This window comes from Pantoea sp. X85 (genome assembly GCF_029623675.1).
In the GTDB taxonomy this organism is placed as follows: domain Bacteria; phylum Pseudomonadota; class Gammaproteobacteria; order Enterobacterales; family Enterobacteriaceae; genus Pantoea; species Pantoea leporis.
Window position 1 is genome coordinate 867,801 of sequence record NZ_CP121108.1, and the last position, 20,578, is coordinate 888,378.

Consider the following 20,578-nt stretch of genomic DNA (forward strand, 5'->3'; position numbering starts at 1 on the left):
AAAAGGCCAGCATCGGCTGGCCTGTTATCTAAAGCGCGAAATTAACGGTTGTTGCGGGTCAGCTGATCAAGGTCTGATTCGATTTCAGCGATCTTGTTCGAGACCACGCTTTCCAGATGGCGCAGATCCGCCAGAATTTTGCGCTTCAGATCCACTTCAACCTGGTCGCGCTGGCAAATCTGGTCCAGCTCATCGATCACATAACGCAGGTTCGGGCTGATTTCCTGCACTTCTTTGTAACCCTGGCTGGTGTGATCGGCGACAACGGTTTTGCGCTGACGTGGATATTTGAATTTCACGCTTTTAGCAAAGAATTCACCTTTGTCTTTGCGGAAGTAGATTTTAAGAATGTCGTTGTTAGCTTCCTGACGCAGGCTGTAACGGTCGATGTCGTCAGGGTTGCTGATACCTAAGCTTTTCAGGTTGTCGTACATAGCGTTTATATTCCATCTAAGAGTGGGTGAGCGCGCAGGACTATCATCATCATTCGGGATGCAGCAGAAACGCGGCAACCGGAACGCTTACGGCATACTTAATCAACTGTAGACACAAAAACCGGGATGAACAGTGCGCGACCGGAGTTAACTTGGCGCGGATTATGAACTGTTTGAAAAATAAACGCACGTGTTAATTCGCGGCGCGAAACAGGTAATTCTGGCGGGAGTGTAAACAAATAATTACGGGCCTGTAGGCAGGCCCGTCGGGAAGATCTTCAGGCAGGAGAAGCTCAGTCGATGCTGCGCAACAGTTCGTTAATGCCTGTTTTGCTGAGCGTTTTAGCGTCAACTTTCTTCACGATTACCGCGCAGTACAGGCTGTAGCTACCATCTTTAGACGGCAGATTACCGGAAACCACCACGGAACCCGCAGGTACGCGGCCGTAATGCACTTCGCCGGTTTCGCGGTCAAAGATTTTGGTGCTCTGGCCGATGTAAACGCCCATGGAGATCACGGAACCTTCTTCGACGATCACGCCTTCAACGATTTCTGAACGTGCGCCAATGAAGCAGTTATCTTCGATGATGGTTGGGTTAGCCTGCAGCGGCTCCAGCACGCCACCGATGCCCACGCCGCCTGACAGGTGGACGTTTTTACCGATCTGCGCGCAAGAACCCACAGTCGCCCAGGTATCAACCATGGTGCCTTCATCAACGTAAGCGCCGATGTTGACGTAGGAAGGCATCAGCACGGTATTACGTGCGATGAATGCGCCCTGACGCACGGCAGCAGGTGGCACAACGCGGAAACCGGCGTTTTTAAAACGCGCTTCATCCCAGCCAGCAAACTTCATTGGCACTTTGTCGTAGAAGCGGGTTTCCGACCCTTCCATGACCTGATTGTCGTTGATGCGGAACGACAACAGCACTGCTTTCTTCAGCCACTGATGCGTTACCCACTCACCGTTGATCTTTTCAGACACGCGCAGTTCACCGCTATCCAGCAGGCCAATAACCTGGGTGATAGCATCGCGGGTCGCGCTGTCTACGCTAGATGGCGTGATGTCGGCGCGGCGCTCAAAGGCAGATTCGATAACGCTCTGTAACTGTTGCATAATGATTTCCTAAGTCTGTAATACGGGTGCCATCATCGCACTGGCACGGTAAATAAATTTGATTAATCGATTGCGGTCACACTTTATCGTTTGGATTAAGGGCCTCTGTCAACCTCTGTTGCAACACATTGCGCATTTCCACCCCAAGCGCACGCCGCTCGCTATCGGCGAGGATGAAAAGATCCTCAACCCGTTCACCAATCGTACTGATGCGTGCGCCGTGCAGCGACACGCCCAAATCGGCGAACACTTCACCCACGCGCGCCAGCAAGCCGGGCTGATCGAGCGCGACCAATTCCAGATAACTGCGGCGGTCGGTGTGCGTTGGCAGGAAATTGACTTCGGTATCGACACTGAAATGCTTGAGGCGCGCAGACTGGCGACGCGTACGCGGCGGAACCCATTCGTTTTGCGTGATGGCTTGTTCCAGCGCCTGAATGATCAGCGGATGACGATCGGCGGCCAGCGGGCTGCCATCCGGCTCCAGCACAATAAAAGTGTCCATTGCCATGCCATCGCGACTGGTAAAGATCTGCGCATCATGCACGCTGAGATTGCGGCGATCCAACTCGCCGGCCACCGCCGCAAACAGGTGCGGACGATCCGGGCTCCAGATAAAGATCTCGGTACCGCCGCGCGTGGCCTGCGGGCTGACCAGCACCAGCGGTTTGTTGAGATCGTGATGAATTAAATGACGCGCATGCCAGGCGAGCTGATTCGGTGTGTGGCGCAGAAAATAGTCGGCGCGGCAGCGGCTCCAGATATGGTGCAAACGCTCTTCGTCGAGGTTTTCCATCCGCAGCAGCGCCAGCGCTTGCAGACGATGATGGCGCACGCGCTCGCGCAGATCCGGGCTGTTTTCCATGCCGCGGCGCAGCTGTTTTTCGGTCGCGAAGAACAGCTCGCGCAACAGGCTCTGCTTCCAGCTGTTCCACAAGCTTTCATTGGTGGCGCAGATATCGGAAACCGTCAGGCACGCCAGATAGCGCAAGCGGTTTTCGTTCTGCATCACTTCGGCGAATTGCTGAATCACGGTGGGATCCTGAATATCGCGGCGCTGCGCGGTGACTGACATCAATAAATGATGGCGTACCAGCCAGGCAACCAGCTGCGTTTCGCGGGAGTTCAGTCCGTGTAATTCGGCAAAGTCGAGTGCATCCTGCGCGCCGAGAATGGAGTGATCGCCGTTGCGGCCTTTGGCGATATCGTGCAGCAGCGCAGCCATCAGCAACAGTTCCGGCTGTGGCAGGCGCGGCCAGAGTTCAACGCACAGCGGATGCATCGGGCGCGTGGCTTCGTCGGCAAAACTCTCCAGCTTCTGCAGCACGCGGATGGTGTGCTCATCCACCGTGTAAGCGTGGAACAGATCGAACTGCATCTGGCCAACGATGTTGCCCCACAGCGGCGTATAGGCCCATAACACGCTGTGACGATGCATCGGCACCAGCGCACGCTTAACCGCGCCAGGATGACGCAGAATCGCCATAAAGGTTTCACGCGCTTCAGGAATTTGACACAGCGGCTGCTTCAAATGGCGGCGCGCATAGCGCAGCTGCCGCAGCGTGGTGGAGTAAATACCTTTGATGTTTTCGTTACGCACCATCACGTAGAACATACGCAAGATGGCTTGCGGCTCACGCTCAAACAGCGTGAGATCGCGCAGGTCGATGAGATCACCGCGAATCTGGAAATCGTCATCAATGTTGCGCGGTTTTTCAGTGGTCGACAGCGCCAGAATCGCTTCATCGAACAGCTGCAGCAGCATTTGATTGAGTTCGCCGATGCGACGCGTGACGCGATAGAAGTCCTTCATCATGCGCTCAACCGGCTCGTTGACTTCGCCAAGATAGTTGAGGCGTTGAGCGACGGTGAGTTGGCGATCGAACAGCAGACGATTGTCATAGCGTGGCAGCGTTAAGTGCAGCGCAAAGCGAATGCGCCACAAAAATTCCTGACACTCGTTGATTTCATTGCGTTCCGCTTCGGTGATAAAGCCGAAACCAACCATCTCATCCATGGTGGTGGCGCCAAAGTGACGACGCGCCACCCATTGCAGCGTGTGTATGTCGCGCAGGCCGCCGGGGCTGCTTTTGATATCCGGTTCGAGGTTATAGCTGGTGCCGTGATAGCGCTGATGGCGCTCCTGCTGCTCTTCAATTTTGGCGGCGAAGAAGCGCGACGACGGCCAGAAACCATCGCTGAAGATGTTCTTTTGCAGTTCGAGAAACAGCGCCACATCGCCAGTGAGCATGCGCGATTCGATCAGGTTGGTGGCGACCGTAAGATCGGATAAGCCTTCCAGCAGGCACTCTTCCAGCGTACGTACGCTGTGACCAACTTCCAGCTTCAAATCCCACATCAGCGTTAGCAGCTCGCTGGCGCGCTGCGCGGCTGTGTCGTCCAGCGGCTGGCGGCTGAGGATCAGCACATCAATATCGGAGAGCGGATGCAGTTCGCCGCGACCATAACCGCCAACGGCAACCAGTGCGATCTCCTTCATCTGGTCGAAACCAAAGAAGCGCCACAGGCGACGCAGTAAGCGGTCGATAAACAGCGTGCGGGCATCAATCAGAGATTCAATATCGGTGCCCGCATCAAATGCAATGCCCAGGTGCTGCTGGAATTGCTCAAGATAGTGTTTGAGCTTGTCGCGCGTCAGGGCGTCATCCGGCCAGCTGGCGGGGGAATCGGTCAGGCCTTTGTGTACTGCTTCGGTCACGCTACCACTCATCAACATGCCTCTTCATTACGCACATAAAAAAGGCCAGCGATAAGCCGGCCTGGTACTGTTAGCGAGATGATTACGCGACGTTTTCGAGCACCGCTGGAATGGTGTCGTCTTCACGCAGCGTCAGAATCTCACAGCCGTTTTCTGTCACCACAATAGTATGCTCATACTGCGCGGACAAGCTGCGATCTTTGGTTTTCACGGTCCAGCCATCCTTCATGGTGCGGATGCGGTAATCACCGGCATTGACCATCGGTTCGATGGTGAAGGTCATGCCTGCTTGCAACACCACGCCGCTATCATCCGCGTCGTAATGCAGTACCTGCGGCTCTTCATGGAAGCCTTTGCCGATGCCGTGACCGCAATACTCGCGCACCACCGAAAAATCCTGTGCTTCAACATACTGCTGAATCGCGCGGCCCAGTTCACGCAGACGAATACCCGGTTTCACCAGACGCAGCGCGATATAGAGACTTTCCTGAGTAACGCGACACAGGCGCTCGCCCTGAATGGTGGCTTTACCGACGATGAACATTTTTGAGGTATCGCCGTGATACTCATCTTTGATCACCGTGACATCGACGTTAACTACGTCGCCATCCTTCAGCACGCGATCGTCGCTCGGAATACCGTGACATACCACTTCATTCACCGAAATACACACCGATTTCGGGAAGCCGTGATAGCCGAGGCAGGCGGAAATCGCCTGCTGCTTCTGCGTGATGTGTTCATGGCAGAGACGATCCAGTTCACCGGTGGTGACGCCAGGCACCACGTGCGGGGCAATCATCTCCAGCACTTCAGCGGCAAGGCGGCCCGCCACGCGCATTTTTTCGATTTCTTCAGGGGTTTTAATTGAAATAGCCATTAAATTAATCCGCAATCGTCGAATTTTTCGACAATAATGAGTTCTGTGGCAGTCATGTTAGCAGCCAGCAAAAGGGCTGCCAAATGGCGATTGTCTGCGCCTGCGGCGCTCAACTACTATTGGCGTATTCCTGCGCATTGTGGTATAAAGCGCGCCGACGATTCTCTGTCACCGACGTTTGGCTGGCAGGAAACGCATAAAACTCATTATGTGTACTAAAACACACATGTATCGACACATACGCCGGGGTGCCTTGAAAGAGGTCGGTCGTATGGGATACATGGAGGCCCAACCCCAAATCAAACTTTAGAGGTAATCATGGCAACTGTTTCAATGCGCGACATGCTCAAGGCTGGTGTTCACTTTGGTCACCAGACCCGTTACTGGAACCCGAAAATGAAGCCATTCATCTTCGGCGCACGTAACAAGGTTCACATCATCAACCTCGAGCAGACTGTGCCAATGTTCAACGACGCTCTGGCTGAGTTGAAAAAGATCTCTTCCCGTAAAGGTAAGATCCTGATCGTTGGTACTAAGCGCGCTGCTGCCGAAGCGGTAAAAGAGTCAGCTCTGAGCTGCGACCAGTTCTTCGTAAACCACCGCTGGTTGGGTGGCATGCTGACTAACTGGAAAACCGTTCGTCAGTCAATCAAACGCCTGAAAGATCTTGAGTCTCAGTCTCAGGACGGTACTTTCGACAAACTGACCAAGAAAGAAGCGCTGATGCGCACTCGCGAACTGGCCAAGCTGGAAAACAGCCTGGGCGGTATCAAAGATATGGGCGGTCTGCCGGATGCACTGTTCGTTGTTGACGCTGATCACGAGCACATCGCTATCAAAGAAGCAAACAACCTGGGTATCCCAGTTTTTGCTATCGTTGATACCAACTCTGATCCAGACGGCGTTGACTTCGTTATCCCAGGTAACGACGATGCGATCCGTGCTGTAAGCCTGTACCTGACTGCCGTTGCCACTACCGTGCGCGAAGGCCGTTCACAGGATCTGGCTGAGCAGGCTGAAGAAGCTGCTGAAGCTTAATAAGGTTCGCTCTTTCTAAGAGCCCTTAGACATCAGATGTTATCTGGGGGCCGTTCAGGCCCCTTTATTTTATCTAAGTCTGTCACGCTCACTACAGAGCGAGCGGGGCAGAGTAAATTTTCCGCAACAAGTTTCTGACAGTGTGTGAGCACACAGAGACGAATCGAGGATTCTGGAATGGCTGATATTACCGCTGCATTGGTAAAAGAACTGCGTGAGCGTACTGGCGCAGGCATGATGGACTGCAAAAAAGCGCTGACCGAAGCGAACGGCGACATCGAGCTGGCGATTGAGAACATGCGCAAATCTGGCGCAATCAAAGCTGCTAAGAAAGCAGGCAACGTTGCTGCTGATGGCGTGATCAAAACCAAAATTGCTGACGGCTTCGCGGCGATCCTGGAAGTAAACTGCCAGACCGACTTCGTTGCAAAAGATGGCGGTTTCCAGGCGTTTGCTGACAAGGTTCTGGATGCAGCTGTCGCTGGCAAAGTTACCGATGTGGAAGTTCTGAAAGCGCAGTTCGAAGAAGAACGCGTAGCGCTGGTTACGAAAATCGGTGAGAACATCAACATCCGTCGTATTGCTATCCTGGAAGGCGCTGAGCTGAACAGCTATCAGCATGGCGCACGTATCGGTGTGGTTGTTTCTACCACCGGTGCTGACGAAGAACTGAGCAAGCAAGTTGCTATGCACATCGCTGCAAGCAAGCCAGAATTCGTTAAGCCAGAAGACGTGTCTGCAGACGTGGTTGAGAAAGAGTACCAGGTTCAGCTGGATATCGCCATGCAGTCTGGCAAGCCAAAAGAAATCGCAGAGAAAATGGTTGAAGGCCGAATGAAGAAATTCACCGGCGAAGTTTCTCTGACCGGTCAGGCTTTCGTTATCGACCCAAGCAAAACCGTTGGCCAGGCGTTGAAAGAGAAAAACGCTGACGTCATCAACTTCATCCGCTTCGAAGTGGGCGAAGGCATTGAGAAAGTTGAAGCTGACTTCGCAGCAGAAGTTGCTGCAATGTCCAAACAGTCTTAATGGTCCGAAAGAACCGCCACAAGGCGGTTCTTTTTTGTCTGCGATTTAGTGCAGCACTTTCAGTCTCATCCCAATAGCTTTTCTCGCGGGCTTTGCGGATGATCGACCAGATTTTACTTCTCCTTTTCATCATATCTTCCAGGAAGAACTGACCATGGCGACCAACGCAAAACCTGTATATCAACGTATCCTGCTAAAACTGAGTGGCGAAGCACTGCAAGGTGCCGAAGGTTTTGGCATCGACGCGAGCGTGCTTGACCGCATGGCGCAAGAGGTGAAAGAGCTGGTTGAGCTGGGCATTCAGGTGGGTGTGGTTATTGGTGGCGGTAACCTGTTCCGCGGCGCAGGTCTGGCCCAGGCGGGCATGAACCGTGTGGTCGGCGACCATATGGGCATGCTGGCAACAGTGATGAATGGCCTGGCAATGCGTGACGCGCTGCACCGTGCGTATGTCAATGCGCGCTTGATGTCAGCGATTCCGCTGAACGGCGTGTGTGATAACTACAGCTGGGCAGAAGCGATCAGCCTGCTGCGTAATAACCGCGTCGTGATCTTCGCGGCCGGTACCGGCAACCCGTTCTTTACCACTGACTCTGCAGCCTGCCTGCGCGGCATCGAAATCGAAGCCGACGTGGTACTGAAAGCCACCAAAGTAGACGGCGTCTACTCTGAAGATCCGGTGAAAAACCCGGATGCCACGCTGTATGACCAACTGAGCTATGCAGAAGTGTTGGATAAAGAGCTTAAAGTAATGGATCTCGCCGCCTTTACGCTGGCGCGTGACCACAAGCTGCCTATCCGCGTCTTCAACATGAACAAGCCTGGCGCATTGCGTCGCGTCGTGATGGGTGAAAAAGAAGGCACCCTGATTACGCATTAATACCCGACGCACGTTAAAATAAGGTATATTCTTTTGCCGCGATGCTCTGACATCGCGCAGCAATTAGGATGATCGATGTTTATCGATACCGCTTCCGGTTAGCCCGGAAATGGCCAGGTCAACCGAATTCAAGGGTTTCAACGTGATTAACGACATTAAAAAAGATGCAGACACGCGCATGGAAAAATGTGTGGATGCATTTAAAAACAACATCAGCAAAATCCGCACCGGCCGAGCTTCGCCTTCACTGCTCGACGGCATTGTGGTTCCTTATTACGGTACACCAACGCCGCTGCGCCAGCTGGCTAGCGTGACGGTTGAGGATTCACGTACGTTGAAAATCAACGTATTTGATCGCTCGCTGAGCGCTGCGGTTGAGAAAGCGATTATGACGTCTGATTTGGGTCTGAACCCAAGCTCAGCCGGTAGCGATATTCGTGTGCCGCTGCCAGCGCTGACCGAAGAGCGTCGTAAAGACCTGATCAAGATCGTACGTGGCGAAGCAGAGCAGGGCCGTGTTTCTGTGCGTAACGTCCGCCGTGACGCCAACGATAAGATCAAAGCGCTGCTGAAAGACAAAGAGATCAGCGAAGACGACGAACGTCGTACGCAGGACGAGATCCAGAAAATGACCGATGCGCACATCAAGAGTGTTGATGCCGCATTGGCCGATAAAGAAAAGGAACTGATGGACTTCTAATTCCATCAACTGCTTTTCAAAACGCCGTTCAGAGACGAGACGTATTCGACTCTGGCGGCGTTTTACATTGTGTTCGGCGCTGTTGCGGACACTCTCCACGACTTCACAGGGATAGCATGATGAAGCGATTAACTCTGCTGGGATCGACCGGCTCCATTGGTACCAGCACGCTGGCGGTGATTGCCGCAAATCCTGAACTTTATCAGGTGACCGCGCTGGTGGCTGGCCAGAATGTGGCGTTGATGGCTGAACAATGCCTGCAATTCCAACCGCGCTATGCCGCGATGTCCGACGAGACTTCCGCACAAGCGCTGCGTGAGCGACTGAAAGCACTCAACGTTAATACCGAAGTGCTCTCCGGCGTTCAGGCAGCCTGCGAATTGGCCGCGCTGGATGACGTGGATCAGGTGATGGCGGCGATTGTTGGCGCCTCAGGTTTACAGCCCACCATGGCGGCGATTCGCGCCGGTAAAACCGTGCTGCTGGCCAACAAAGAGTCGCTTGTCACATGCGGCCGTCTTTTTATGGAGGCGGTACGCCAACATCAGGTGCAATTGCTGCCGGTCGATAGCGAGCACAACGCCATTTTTCAGAGTTTACCCGCTTCCATACAGCATCAGTTGGGGTACGCTGATCTGCGGGGAAACGGCATCGAGTCGATTCTCCTAACGGGATCGGGTGGTCCTTTTCGTGACACGCCATTAGCGGATTTAGCCGGTATGTCGCCGGATCAGGCTTGTGCGCATCCGAACTGGTCAATGGGGCGTAAAATCTCCGTTGATTCGGCCACCATGATGAATAAAGGTCTTGAATACATTGAAGCCCGCTGGCTGTTTAATGCGACTGACGCGCAGATGGAGGTGATCCTGCATCCGCAGTCGGTTATCCATTCGATGGTGCGTTATTGCGACGGCAGCGTGCTGGCGCAATTGGGCTCTCCGGATATGCGGACGCCTATTGCGCACAGCATGGCATGGCCAGCACGTATTTCTGCGGGCGTAACGCCGCTCGACTTCACGCGCATGAAGTCGTTGACGTTTTCCGAGCCGGACTACGAGCGCTATCCCTGCCTGAAGCTTGCGATTGATGCCTGTGCCACAGGTCAGGCCGCTACGACATCGCTGAATGCAGCGAATGAAGTGGCGGTGGCAGCTTTTCTGCAGCACCAGATTCGCTTTACCGATATTGCCGCCATCAACAGCGAAGTGCTGGCGTCCCTGAGTTGTCAGGAGCCGGGCAGCATTGACGAGGTGATGGAGATTGATCGGTTAGCGCGCGTGCGTGCCAATGAATTGTTACCGCGCTTTCGTTTAGCAGGTTGATAGTTCCCGCTATTTGTTCGCTCTGGGTGAAAATGGTATAGTCGCTCGCTCGCGTTTCACAGCCGACATTGTTTCGATGTCATCTGGCGTGTTTGCCGGAGTTTGCTGCAGGCGCAATGTATTCAGAAACCACAGCATTTCTGATGAAAGGAATTATTACGCGTTATGTCGTCCAACAATCACAACACAATCGATGACGAGTCGTACTGTACGCCACGTCACGTGGCCATCATTATGGATGGTAATGGTCGCTGGGCAAAAAATCAGGGCAAACTGCGTATTTCAGGCCACAAAGCCGGGGTAAAATCAGTACGCCGGGCTGTCAGCTTTGCGGTTAGCCATAAACTGGAAGCGCTCACGCTTTATGCGTTCAGCAGTGAAAACTGGAGCCGTCCGATTCAGGAAGTGACAGCGTTAATGGAGTTGTTTGTCTGGGCGCTCGACAGCGAAGTCAAAAGCCTGCACAAACACAATGTGCGTCTGCGCATTATTGGCGATATCAGTCGTTTCAATAACCGAATTCAGGAACGCATTCGCCGCGCCGAGGAACTGACTCAGCAAAATAATGGACTGACCCTAAACATTGCTGCCAACTATGGCGGCCGTTGGGATATTATCCAGGGTGCCAGAAAATTGGCCGAACAGGTTCAGGAAGGTTTACTGCGTCCTGACCAGATTACCGAAGAAAGCCTGGCTCCGTATCTGTGTATGCAGGAGCTGGCGCCAGTGGATTTAGTGATAAGGACCGGGGGAGAGCATCGGATTAGCAACTTCCTGCTGTGGCAAATCGCCTATGCTGAGTTTTGGTTTACCGATGTTCTTTGGCCTGATTTTGATGAAAACGTTTTTGAAGGTGCACTGAATGCATTCTCTACGCGGGAGCGACGCTATGGCGGTACTGCACCAGGCGGCGCCTAAGCAATTTGGGGGTAACCTTTGCTGAAGTCTCGTCTGATTACCGCGTTAATTTTGATTCCGCTGGTGATCGCTGCACTGTTCTGGTTACCCCTGTCCGGTTTTGCGATTATCACTATCATCATCTGCATGCTTGCCGCCTGGGAATGGGGGCAGTTTGCCGGCATGAAAACGCGTCAGCAACGTATCTGGCTGGCCGTGCTTTGCGGCCTGTTGCTGTCCGCGATGCTCTTTACCCTTGAACCCTATCAACGCAATCTGCACCAATTCCAGATGGAAGGCTCGCTCTGGGCATCGCTGTTGTGGTGGATTGTCGCGCTCATCTTAGTACTGTTCTATCCCGCTTCTGCCGCGTTGTGGCGTCACTCACGTACGCTGCGCCTGCTGTTTGGCGTGCTCACCTTGATTCCGTTCTTCTGGGGCATGATGGCGCTGCGTCAGTATCATTATGATACTGACCATTTCGCCGGCGCATGGTGGCTGCTGTTCGTAATGTTCCTTGTCTGGGGCGCAGATTCCGGTGCTTACATGTTTGGTCGCCTGTTTGGCAAACACAAGCTGGCACCGAAAGTCTCTCCGGGTAAAACCTGGGAAGGTTTCTTCGGTGGGCTATTGTCATCTGCCATCATCGCCTGGCTGTTTGCTCTGCTGGCACCGCTTTCGGTGGCGCCGGGCACGCTCATTATCTGTGCGGTGATTGCGACGCTGGCATCGGTATTGGGCGACCTGACAGAAAGTATGTTCAAGCGTGAAGCGGGCATTAAAGACAGCGGTAACTTGATTCCGGGGCACGGTGGTATTCTCGATCGTATTGATAGCCTGACTGCTGCGGTGCCGGTGTTTGCCTGCCTGCTGCTGTTGGTGTTTCGCACCCTCTGAGGATAGCTGGCGATGTTGAGTATACTCTGGAGTTTTGCCGCCTTTATCGTGGCGCTTGGCGTGCTAATTACCGTGCACGAGTTTGGCCATTTCTGGGTGGCGCGCCGCTGCGGTGTTAAAGTTGAACGTTTCTCGATTGGCTTTGGTAAAGCGCTGTGGCGTCGCAGCGATCGTCAGGGCACCGAATATGTCATCGCGCTGATCCCTCTTGGCGGCTACGTCAAAATGCTCGACGAACGCGTTGAAAGCGTTCCCGCCGAACTACGTCATCAAGCCTTCAACAATAAAACCGTGCTGCAACGTGCTTCGATTATCGCAGCCGGTCCTATCGCCAACTTCATCTTCGCCATCTTTGCTTACTGGGTCGTGTTTATTCACGGCGTGCCGGGTGTGCGTCCTGTAGTTGGTGAAATTCTGAACGGTTCCGTCGCTGCCGAAGCGCAAATTACCTCCGGCATGGAACTTAAAGCGGTAGATGGTATCGAAACGCCTGATTGGGATGCTGTGCGTATGGCGCTGATCGGTAAAATCGGCGACAGCGATGCCACGCTTACCGTCTCGCAATTTGGCGAAGAAGCCACGCAGCAAAAGCAATTAAATTTGCGCGATTGGCAATTTGAGCCTGATAAACAGGATCCGGTGGTCGCTTTAGGTATTCGTCCACGTGGGCCGCAGATTGAAACGACCTTAGCCGAAGTTCAGGCAAACTCACCGGCAAGCAATGCTGGTTTGCAAGCGGGCGATAGGATCGTTAAAGTCGATGGTCAGCCATTATCACAGTGGCAGGCTTTTGCGGCACAGGTGCGGGATAATCCGGGCAAAAACATGGCGCTAGATATCGAGCGCAACGGCGAACCTGTGGCGTTGACGTTAACGCCGGAAGCGAAACCGGGCAATGAAGCGGAAGGCTTCGCGGGTGTCATCCCGCGTGTGATTCCGCTGCCTGATGAGTACAAAACGGTAAGGCAGTATGGACCTTTTGCGGCGATCGGCGAAGCCAGTGTAAAAACCTGGCAGTTGATGAAGCTAACAGTCTCCATGCTGGGCAAGTTGATAATCGGGGATGTGAAGCTGAATAACCTGAGCGGGCCGATTTCGATCGCGCAGGGTGCCGGGTTATCAGCAGAGTACGGGGTGATTTATTACCTGATGTTCCTGGCGCTGATCAGCGTCAACCTGGGCATCATTAACCTGTTCCCTCTGCCGGTTTTAGATGGTGGTCATCTGCTCTTTCTGGCGATCGAAAAGATCAAAGGTGGACCGGTGTCCGAGCGAGTTCAGGACTTTAGTTATCGCATTGGCTCAATATTGCTAGTGCTGTTAATGGGGCTTGCACTTTTCAATGATTTCTCACGTCTGTAATAGCTGGAACGCATACAGGCGCGGGATGTGTTAGGAAAACGCATAACAACGATGGCGATGAAAAAGTTGCTCATAGCGTCGCTGCTGTTTAGCAGCGCCACCGTTTACGGTGCAGACGATTTCGTAGTGAAGGACATTCATTTCGAAGGTCTCCAGCGAGTCGCCGTCGGCGCGGCTCTGCTCAGCATGCCGGTACGTGTCGGTGATACGGTGAATGACGATGATGTCAGAAACACCATTCGCTCACTGTTCGCCACCGGTAACTTTGAAGATGTGCAGGTTCTGCGTGACGGTACAACCCTGATTGTTCAGGTGAAAGAGCGTCCAACCATTGCCAACATCACTTTCTCCGGCAACAAAGCGGTGAAAGAAGATCAGCTGAAACAGAACCTCGAAGCCTCTGGCGTGCGCGTTGGCGAAGCGCTGGACCGCACCACGCTCTCTTCAATCGAGAAGGGTCTGGAAGACTTCTACTACAGCGTCGGTAAATACACCGCCAGCGTCAAAGCGATTGCTACGCCGCTGCCGCGCAACCGTGTGGATCTGAAATTCGTCTTCCAGGAAGGCGTTTCAGCGCAGATCCAGCAGATCAACATCGTCGGTAATAAAGCATTTACCTCTGATGAACTGATCTCGCGCTTCTCACTGCGTGACGAAGTGCCATGGTGGAACGTGGTGGGCGATCGTAAATACCAGAAACAGAAGTTAGCGGGCGATCTCGAAACCCTGCGCAGCTTCTATCTGGATCGCGGTTATGCGCGTTTCAACATCGATTCCACGCAGGTGAGCCTGACGCCAGATAAGAAAGGCATCTACATCACCGTGAACATCAACGAAGGCGATCAGTACAAGATTGCCGGCGTGATCGTGAACGGCAGCATGGCGGGCCATTCTGCTGAAATCGAAAAGATGACCAGGATTCCAGCGGGTGAGCTGTATAACGGCACTAAAGTCACCCAGATGGAAGATGACATCAAGAAATTGCTGGGTCGCTACGGTTACGCCTATCCGCGCGTAATGACGCAGCCAGAAATCAACGATGCTGACAAAACCGTCAAGCTGCACATCAACGTGGATGCGGGCAACCGTTACTACGTGCGTAAAGTGCGCTTTGAAGGTAACGACACCTCAAAAGATTCCGTACTGCGCCGTGAAATGCGTCAGATGGAGGGTGCCTGGTTGGGCAGCGACCTCGTCGATCAGGGTAAAGAGCGTCTGAATCGTACCGGTTACTTCGAAACCGTGGATGTGGATACGCAACGTGTTCCGGGTGCGCCGGATCAGGTTGATGTGGTCTACAAGGTGAAAGAGCGTAACACCGGTACTTTCAACTTTGGTGTCGGTTACGGTACTGAAAGTGGCGTCAGCTTCCAGGTGGGCGTGACCCAGGAAAACTGGCTCGGCACCGGTAACACTGTTGGCATCAGCGGTACCAAAAACGATTACCAGACCTATGCTGAGTTCTCACTGACCGACCCATACTTCACGGTCGACGGCGTGAGCCTTGGCGGTCGTTTGTTCTATAACGACTTTAAAGCTGATAACGCCGATCTGTCTGACTATACCAACAAAAGTTATGGTCTCGACGGTACGCTGGGCTTCCCGGTCAATGAAAATAATACGCTGCGTGTTGGTTTAGGTTATGTGCATAACGACCTGTCCAACATGCGTCCTCAGGTTGCGATGTGGCGTTATCTCGATTCGGTCGGTCGCCATCAGGGCTTGAACGATGATGGTGATTTCTCTGCAGATGATTTCACCTTCAACTACGGTTGGACCTATAACACTTTAGACCGCGGCTTCTTCCCTACGCGCGGTAACCGTACCAACCTGAACGGTAAAGTGACGATTCCAGGCTCTGATAATGCGTTCTATAAAGCGACATTGGATAGCCAGCAATATGTGCCGCTGAACCGCGATGGTACGTGGGTGGTGTTAGGCCGTGGCCGTGTAGGATATGGTGACGGACTTAATGGAAAAGAGATGCCGTTCTATGAGAACTTCTACGGCGGTGGCTCGAGCACGGTTCGTGGCTTCCAGTCCAACACCATTGGTCCTAAAGCTGCGTACCTGAACGATGGCTCGTCAAACTGTAAGATCTCTGATCCAAACGGCGTCTGTAAGTCGGACGATGCGGTTGGTGGTAACGCCATGGCGATTGCCAGCCTGGAGCTGATTACACCAACGCCGTTCCTGAGCGAGAAGTATGCGAATTCCGTGCGTACCTCGGTGTTTATGGATGCCGGTACCGTTTGGGATACCAAATGGCAGAACACTGCAGAAACACGCGCGGCGGGTGTGCCAGATTACAGCGATCCTAATAACATTCGCGTCTCTGCCGGTGTGGCACTGCAGTGGATGTCACCGTTAGGACCGCTGGTCTTCTCATACGCCCAGCCGATGAAGAAAGTCGAGGGAGACAAGTCAGAGCAATTCCAGTTTAACATTGGTAAAACCTGGTAAGGCTCTGAGCAGGGAAGTGAAAATACCGTCTTGCACGCGTGCTGCCTGATAATGCGGCACGCTGCAAACACACACGTTGAGGTAAGGAGTTTATAGTGAAAAAGTTGTTCTGTGCTGCTGCTCTGGGTGTTGCATTAGCTGCTTCTGCGGGTGCCCAAGCGGCTGATAAAGTTGCCGTCGTAAACCTGAGCCAGGTTTTCCAGCAGTCTCCGCAGCGTGCCGCTGTTGCTAAACAGCTTGAAGGTGAATTCCAGAGCCGCGCCTCTGACCTCCAGTCTCAGCAGCAGAAGATCCAGCAAGAAATTCAGGATCTGCAGCGTAATGCATCGACCATGAAAGCGAGCGACCGCACCAAGAAAGAGAAGCAAATCTCTTCTGAGCGTGCTGCCTTTGAACAAAAAGCACAGGCTTTTGACAAAGACAACCAAACTCGTCAGATGCAGGAGCGTAACAAGCTGCTGGCTAAAATCCAGACCGCTGTTCAGTCTGTAGCGAAAAGCGAAGGTTACGATCTGGTTCTGGACTCTCAGGCCGTGCTGTACTCTTCTTCTGATGCTAAAGACATCACTGCTGACGTTGTAAAACAGGTTAAATAATTGATGTCATCAATTCGACTGGCTGATTTAGCCCAGCAGTTGGATGCAGAATTGCACGGAGATGGCGATATCGTCATCTCCGGCATTGCTTCTATGCAATCCGCCACAACTGGCCAAATCACTTTTCTTGCAAACAGCCGCTACCGCGAGCAGCTCGCTACTATCCAGGCTTCAGCCGTGGTGCTGACGGAAGCGGATCTGGAGTGGTGTAAAACGGCCGCCCTGGTGGTGAAAAATCCTTACCTGACTTATGCCCGCATGGCACAACTGCTGGACACCACGCCGCAGCCCGCGCAGAATATCGCGCCCAGCGCGGTGATCGATGTAACGGCTAAGCTGGGTAACAACGTTTCGGTAGGCGCAAATGCGGTGATCGAGTCTGGCGTAGAGCTGGGTGACGACGTCGTTATTGGCGCAGGATGTTTTGTTGGTAAGCAGACGCGTATCGGTCGCGGCTCACGTTTGTGGGCTAATGTCACGATTTATCACGAAATTCAGATTGGTCAGGATTGTCTGATTCAGTCCGGCACCGTCATTGGTGCTGATGGTTTCGGGTATGCTAACGATCGCGGCAATTGGGTGAAAATCCCGCAGCTGGGTACCGTCGTGATTGGTGATCGGGTTGAAATTGGTGCCTGTACTACCATCGATCGCGGCGCGCTGGATAACACTCTGATCGGCAATGGTGTTATCATAGATAACCAGTGTCAGATTGCGCACAACGTCGTGATTGGTGATAACACCGCTGTTGCGGGTGGTGTGATCATGGCGGGTAGTCTGAAGATTGGACGTTACTGTATGATTGGCGGCGCCAGCGTCATTAACGGCCATATGGAAATCTGTGACAAAGTGACCGTAACGGGCATGGGCATGGTAATGCGCCCGATCACAGAGCCAGGCGTATATTCGTCGGGTATTCCACTGCAACCCAACAAAACCTGGCGTAAAACAGCAGCGCTGGTGATGAACATCGATGAAATAAGCAAACGCTTAAAAGCCATCGAACGTAAGGTCGGTAAAGACGACTAAACGCATCCCACGCTACTTGCTTTCATAACAAGAAGTGTACTTTCTTCCACCTTCGGTAACCCGAGAATGGCAGCAGGTATCGTAAGAAAGCGAAACGCCCCGAACTAATTTGCGGCCTGCGGAAGATCATTTTGATCGGTGCAGGCCGTGTTATTGATGCCATCAGATTTTTAGGACAGGAAGAGTATTTTGACTACTGAAACGCATACTCTGAAAATTGAAGAGATTTTAGAACTGCTGCCACACCGCTATCCTTTCTTGCTGGTTGATCGCGTGCTGGATTTTGAAGAGCATAAATATCTGCGCGCGGTGAAGAACGTTTCTGTTAACGAACCGTTTTTCCAGGGACATTTCCCTGGTAAGCCGATTTTCCCAGGCGTTCTGATCCTGGAAGCGATGGCGCAAGCGACCGGTATTCTGGCGTTCAAAAGCGTTGGGAAACTGGAACCAGGCGAACTCTATTACTTCGCTGGTATCGATGAAGCCCGTTTCAAACGTCCGGTTGTGCCGGGCGATCAGATGATCATGGAAGTGACCTTCGAGAAAACCCGTCGTGGTCTGACGCGCTTTAAAGGCGTGGCGACCGTGGACGGCAAAATTGTCTGTGAAGCGACCATGATGTGTGCCCGTAGCCGGGAGGCATAATAAGTGATTGATTCAACCGCCAATATCCATCCCAGTTCTGTCATTGAAGAGGGTGCCGTCATCGGCGCCAATGTTCACATCGGCCCGTTTTGCTTTATCGGCGCTAATGTGGAAATTGGTGAAGGAACCGTACTCAAATCGCACGTGGTGGTGAACGGCCACACGCGTATAGGCAAAGACAATCAGATCTACCAGTTCGCTTCCATCGGTGAAGTGAATCAGGACCTGAAATATGCGGGCGAACCGACGCGCGTTGAAATTGGCGATCGCAACCGCATCCGCGAGAGCGTCACCATTCATCGTGGCACCACGCAGGGCGGCAATGTGACCAAGGTCGGCAGCGATAACCTGCTGATGGTGAATGCTCACATTGCGCATGACTGCGTGATCGGCAATCGCTGCATCTTTGCTAACAATGCCACGCTGGGCGGTCACGTCACCGTTGATGATTTTGCGATTATCGGCGGCATGACGGCGGTACATCAGTGGTGCACCATTGGTGCTCACGTGATGGTTGGCGGTTGTTCAGGCGTCGCGCAGGATGTGCCGCCATATGTTATTGCGCAGGGCAACCACGCAACGCCATACGGTATCAACATCGAAGGTCTGAAGCGTCGCGGCTTTAGCAAAGAAGCGCTGCATGCCATTCGCAACGCGTACAAACTGCTGTACCGCAGCGGCAAAACGCTGGATGAAGTGAAACCAGAGATTGAAGAGCTGGCGAAACAACACAGTGAAGTGCAGCCTTTCTATGACTTCTTTGCCCGTTCAACGCGTGGATTGATTCGTTAATCCATGTCAGCGCGTCCCCTAACGATTGCCCTGGTCGCCGGAGAAACCTCCGGCGATATTCTTGGTGCAGGTCTCATCCGTGCGTTAAAAGCGCGCCATCCTGATGCGCGCTTTGTTGGCGTGGCCGGTCCGCTGATGCAGGCCGAAGGCTGCGAAGCCTGGTATGAGATGGAAGAGCTGGCGGTGATGGGCATCGTCGAAGTGCTGGGACGCCTGCGGCGTCTGCTGAAAATTCGTCGTGACCTGACGCAGCGCTTCACCGAACTCAAGCCGGATGTGTTCGTGGGCATTGATGCGCCGGATTTCAACATCACGCTGGAAGGTCGCCTCAAGCGCGCGGGTATTCGCACTATTCATTACGTCAGCCCTTCCGTTTGGGCGTGGCGTCAAAAGCGCGTTTTCAAAATCGGCCGCAACACCAATCTGGTGCTGGCATTTCTGCCGTTTGAAAAAGCGTTCTACGATCGTTTTAACGTGCCGTGCCGCTTTATCGGCCACACCATGGCTGATGCGATGCCGCTGCAGCCCGATAAGCTGGCGGCGCGCCGCGAGTTAGGCATTGCTGACGAGGCGATTTGCCTTGGCTTGTTGCCGGGCAGTCGCGGTGCCGAAGTGGAAATGCTCAGCGCCGATTTCCTGCGCGCCGCGCAGCTGCTGCGTCAGCGCTATCCCACGCTGGAAATCGTGGTGCCGCTGGTGAACGCCAAACGCCGCGCGCAGTTTGAGCAGATCAAAGCGCAAGTTGCGCCAGAACTGCCGATGCATTTGCTGGATGGCAAAGGCCGTCAGGCGATGCTGGCCAGCGATGCCGCTATTCTTGCGTCTGGCACCGCCGCGCTGGAGTGCATGCTGGCGAAATGCCCGATGGTGGTGGGATATCGCATGAAGCCGTCTACTTTTTGGCTGGCAAAACGTCTGGTAAAAACGCCGTACGTTTCCCTGCCAAATCTGCTGGCCGGTCGCGAGCTGGTGAAAGAGTTGCTGCAGGACGAATGCCAGCCCGACGCGCTCGCCGCGGCGCTGGAGCCGTTACTGCACGCTGGCCCGGAGCGCGAAGCGCTACTGAAAACCTTCACCGAACTGCATCAACAGATTCGCTGGAATGCCGATGAGCAGGCGGCGGATGCGGTACTGGAGATTATCAATGGCTGAATTTATCTATCCCAACGCGCAGCGGATTGCTGGCGTTGATGAAGTGGGGCGCGGCCCGCTGGTTGGCGCCGTGGTCACGGCGGCGGTGATCCTCGATCCCGCCAACCCGATTGCCGGACTGGCCGACTCGAAAAAACTCTCCGAGAAGCGTCGTCTGGCGCTGTATGACGAGATCAAAGAGAAGGCGCTGGCCTGGAGCCTTGGTCGTGCCGAGCCAGAGGAGATCGATCAGCTCAATATTCTGCACGCTACCATGCTGGCGATGCAGCGTGCGGTCGCGGGTTTGCACATTGCACCGGACTTCGTACTGATCGATGGCAACCGTTGCCCGGCGCTGCCGATGCCCTCACAGGCGGTGGTGAAGGGCGATAGCCTGGTGCAAGAAATCAGTGCTGCCTCGATCATCGCCAAAGTCACGCGCGATCGTGAAATGGCCGAACTGGATCTGCTGTTCCCGCAATATGGCTTTGCGCAACACAAAGGCTATCCAACCGCGCTGCACATGGAAAAGCTGACGCAGCACGGCGCCACACCTCATCATCGTCGCAGCTTTGCGCCGGTGCGTAACGCCTTGATTGATGCCGATGTGCTGGCAGCCCGCCAGCCAACTACGCTTTAATAGCCTGAC

General features: G+C 53.7%; 19 protein-coding genes. 15 read left to right on the forward strand and 4 right to left on the reverse strand.

The window, feature by feature from the left end:
• Positions 1-41: 41 nt before the first annotated feature.
• The 4 genes from P6287_RS03895 to map all read right to left on the reverse strand — a co-directional run bounded on the left by P6287_RS03895 (position 42) and on the right by map (position 5,148).
• Positions 42-434, reverse strand: coding sequence for a DUF3461 family protein (locus P6287_RS03895; RefSeq protein WP_007893894.1), 393 nt, complete (start codon positions 432-434; stop codon positions 42-44).
• A gap of 293 nt (positions 435-727) precedes the next feature.
• Positions 728-1,552, reverse strand: a complete 825-nt coding sequence (gene dapD, locus P6287_RS03900) for a 2,3,4,5-tetrahydropyridine-2,6-dicarboxylate N-succinyltransferase (RefSeq protein WP_008108489.1) — start codon at positions 1,550-1,552, stop codon at positions 728-730.
• A 76-nt stretch (positions 1,553-1,628) separates the two neighbouring features.
• Positions 1,629-4,283, reverse strand: coding sequence for a bifunctional uridylyltransferase/uridylyl-removing protein GlnD (gene glnD, locus P6287_RS03905; RefSeq protein WP_110867586.1), 2,655 nt, complete (start codon positions 4,281-4,283; stop codon positions 1,629-1,631).
• A gap of 70 nt (positions 4,284-4,353) precedes the next feature.
• Positions 4,354-5,148, reverse strand: coding sequence for a type I methionyl aminopeptidase (gene map, locus P6287_RS03910; protein ID WP_008108487.1), 795 nt, complete (start codon positions 5,146-5,148; stop codon positions 4,354-4,356).
• 318 nt (positions 5,149-5,466) lie between these two features.
• On the opposite strand from map, the gene rpsB reads away from it, so the two are divergent.
• From rpsB to rnhB, 15 genes are all read left to right on the forward strand, one after another.
• Positions 5,467-6,186 carry a 30S ribosomal protein S2 gene (gene rpsB, locus P6287_RS03915; protein WP_007893898.1) on the forward strand — a complete coding sequence of 240 codons (720 nt, stop codon included), beginning with the start codon at positions 5,467-5,469 and terminating at the stop codon, positions 6,184-6,186.
• A 177-nt stretch (positions 6,187-6,363) separates the two neighbouring features.
• Positions 6,364-7,215, forward strand: coding sequence for a translation elongation factor Ts (tsf, locus tag P6287_RS03920; protein ID WP_101762048.1), 852 nt, complete (start codon positions 6,364-6,366; stop codon positions 7,213-7,215).
• A gap of 154 nt (positions 7,216-7,369) precedes the next feature.
• Positions 7,370-8,095 (forward strand): UMP kinase, encoded by a 726-nt coding sequence (gene pyrH / locus P6287_RS03925; RefSeq protein WP_007893903.1) that lies wholly within the window; start codon positions 7,370-7,372, stop codon positions 8,093-8,095.
• A 142-nt stretch (positions 8,096-8,237) separates the two neighbouring features.
• Entirely contained in the window at positions 8,238-8,795 is a 558-nt protein-coding gene (frr, locus tag P6287_RS03930; protein WP_036649587.1) for a ribosome recycling factor, read from the forward strand.
• A 119-nt stretch (positions 8,796-8,914) separates the two neighbouring features.
• Positions 8,915-10,117, forward strand: a complete 1,203-nt coding sequence (gene ispC / locus P6287_RS03935; RefSeq protein WP_192412747.1) for a 1-deoxy-D-xylulose-5-phosphate reductoisomerase — start codon at positions 8,915-8,917, stop codon at positions 10,115-10,117.
• Between the two features lie 165 nt (positions 10,118-10,282).
• A complete protein-coding gene (gene ispU, locus P6287_RS03940; protein ID WP_007893909.1) occupies positions 10,283-11,035 on the forward strand; it encodes a (2E,6E)-farnesyl-diphosphate-specific ditrans,polycis-undecaprenyl-diphosphate synthase in 753 nt (250 codons plus the stop codon).
• A gap of 18 nt (positions 11,036-11,053) precedes the next feature.
• Positions 11,054-11,911, forward strand: a complete 858-nt coding sequence (cdsA, locus tag P6287_RS03945) for a phosphatidate cytidylyltransferase (protein WP_101762046.1) — start codon at positions 11,054-11,056, stop codon at positions 11,909-11,911.
• A 12-nt stretch (positions 11,912-11,923) separates the two neighbouring features.
• Positions 11,924-13,273: a sigma E protease regulator RseP gene (rseP, locus tag P6287_RS03950; RefSeq protein ID WP_101762045.1), complete on the forward strand. Its 1,350-nt coding sequence runs from the start codon at positions 11,924-11,926 to the stop codon at positions 13,271-13,273.
• 51 nt (positions 13,274-13,324) lie between these two features.
• Positions 13,325-15,736, forward strand: a complete 2,412-nt coding sequence (bamA, locus tag P6287_RS03955; protein ID WP_137386845.1) for an outer membrane protein assembly factor BamA — start codon at positions 13,325-13,327, stop codon at positions 15,734-15,736.
• A 95-nt stretch (positions 15,737-15,831) separates the two neighbouring features.
• Positions 15,832-16,332 carry an OmpH family outer membrane protein gene (locus P6287_RS03960; protein ID WP_007893920.1) on the forward strand — a complete coding sequence of 167 codons (501 nt, stop codon included), beginning with the start codon at positions 15,832-15,834 and terminating at the stop codon, positions 16,330-16,332.
• A gap of 3 nt (positions 16,333-16,335) precedes the next feature.
• Positions 16,336-17,361, forward strand: coding sequence for a UDP-3-O-(3-hydroxymyristoyl)glucosamine N-acyltransferase (lpxD, locus tag P6287_RS03965; protein ID WP_137385193.1), 1,026 nt, complete (start codon positions 16,336-16,338; stop codon positions 17,359-17,361).
• Positions 17,362-17,550: 189 nt separating this feature from the next.
• Positions 17,551-18,006: a 3-hydroxyacyl-ACP dehydratase FabZ gene (gene fabZ, locus P6287_RS03970; RefSeq protein ID WP_007893924.1), complete on the forward strand. Its 456-nt coding sequence runs from the start codon at positions 17,551-17,553 to the stop codon at positions 18,004-18,006.
• A 3-nt stretch (positions 18,007-18,009) separates the two neighbouring features.
• Positions 18,010-18,798: an acyl-ACP--UDP-N-acetylglucosamine O-acyltransferase gene (gene lpxA, locus P6287_RS03975; RefSeq protein WP_101762042.1), complete on the forward strand. Its 789-nt coding sequence runs from the start codon at positions 18,010-18,012 to the stop codon at positions 18,796-18,798.
• 3 nt (positions 18,799-18,801) lie between these two features.
• Entirely contained in the window at positions 18,802-19,950 is a 1,149-nt protein-coding gene (gene lpxB / locus P6287_RS03980; protein WP_101762041.1) for a lipid-A-disaccharide synthase, read from the forward strand.
• On the forward strand, positions 19,943-20,569 hold the full coding sequence (gene rnhB / locus P6287_RS03985; protein WP_277974547.1) for a ribonuclease HII: 627 nt from the start codon (positions 19,943-19,945) through the stop codon (positions 20,567-20,569). The genes lpxB and rnhB overlap by 8 nt, the downstream gene beginning before the upstream one ends.
• Positions 20,570-20,578 lie beyond the last annotated feature (9 nt).

What these genes read in the sequence shown, in the direction of transcription:
- ispU (WP_007893909.1), top strand. Translation starts at nt 10,283, where the DNA reads ATGTCGTCCAACAATCACAACACAATCGATGACGAGTCGTACTGTACG.
- lpxD (WP_137385193.1), top strand. Translation starts at nt 16,336, where the DNA reads ATGTCATCAATTCGACTGGCTGATTTAGCCCAGCAGTTGGATGCAGAA.
- rnhB (WP_277974547.1), top strand. Translation starts at nt 19,943, where the DNA reads ATGGCTGAATTTATCTATCCCAACGCGCAGCGGATTGCTGGCGTTGAT.
- dapD (WP_008108489.1), bottom strand. Translation starts at nt 1,552, where the DNA reads ATGCAACAGTTACAGAGCGTTATCGAATCTGCCTTTGAGCGCCGCGCC.
- pyrH (WP_007893903.1), top strand. Translation starts at nt 7,370, where the DNA reads ATGGCGACCAACGCAAAACCTGTATATCAACGTATCCTGCTAAAACTG.
- P6287_RS03895 (WP_007893894.1), bottom strand. Translation starts at nt 434, where the DNA reads ATGTACGACAACCTGAAAAGCTTAGGTATCAGCAACCCTGACGACATC.
- ispC (WP_192412747.1), top strand. Translation starts at nt 8,915, where the DNA reads ATGAAGCGATTAACTCTGCTGGGATCGACCGGCTCCATTGGTACCAGC.
- glnD (WP_110867586.1), bottom strand. Translation starts at nt 4,283, where the DNA reads ATGAGTGGTAGCGTGACCGAAGCAGTACACAAAGGCCTGACCGATTCC.
- tsf (WP_101762048.1), top strand. Translation starts at nt 6,364, where the DNA reads ATGGCTGATATTACCGCTGCATTGGTAAAAGAACTGCGTGAGCGTACT.
- map (WP_008108487.1), bottom strand. Translation starts at nt 5,148, where the DNA reads ATGGCTATTTCAATTAAAACCCCTGAAGAAATCGAAAAAATGCGCGTG.
- rseP (WP_101762045.1), top strand. Translation starts at nt 11,924, where the DNA reads ATGTTGAGTATACTCTGGAGTTTTGCCGCCTTTATCGTGGCGCTTGGC.
- bamA (WP_137386845.1), top strand. Translation starts at nt 13,325, where the DNA reads ATGGCGATGAAAAAGTTGCTCATAGCGTCGCTGCTGTTTAGCAGCGCC.
- lpxB (WP_101762041.1), top strand. Translation starts at nt 18,802, where the DNA reads ATGTCAGCGCGTCCCCTAACGATTGCCCTGGTCGCCGGAGAAACCTCC.
- rpsB (WP_007893898.1), top strand. Translation starts at nt 5,467, where the DNA reads ATGGCAACTGTTTCAATGCGCGACATGCTCAAGGCTGGTGTTCACTTT.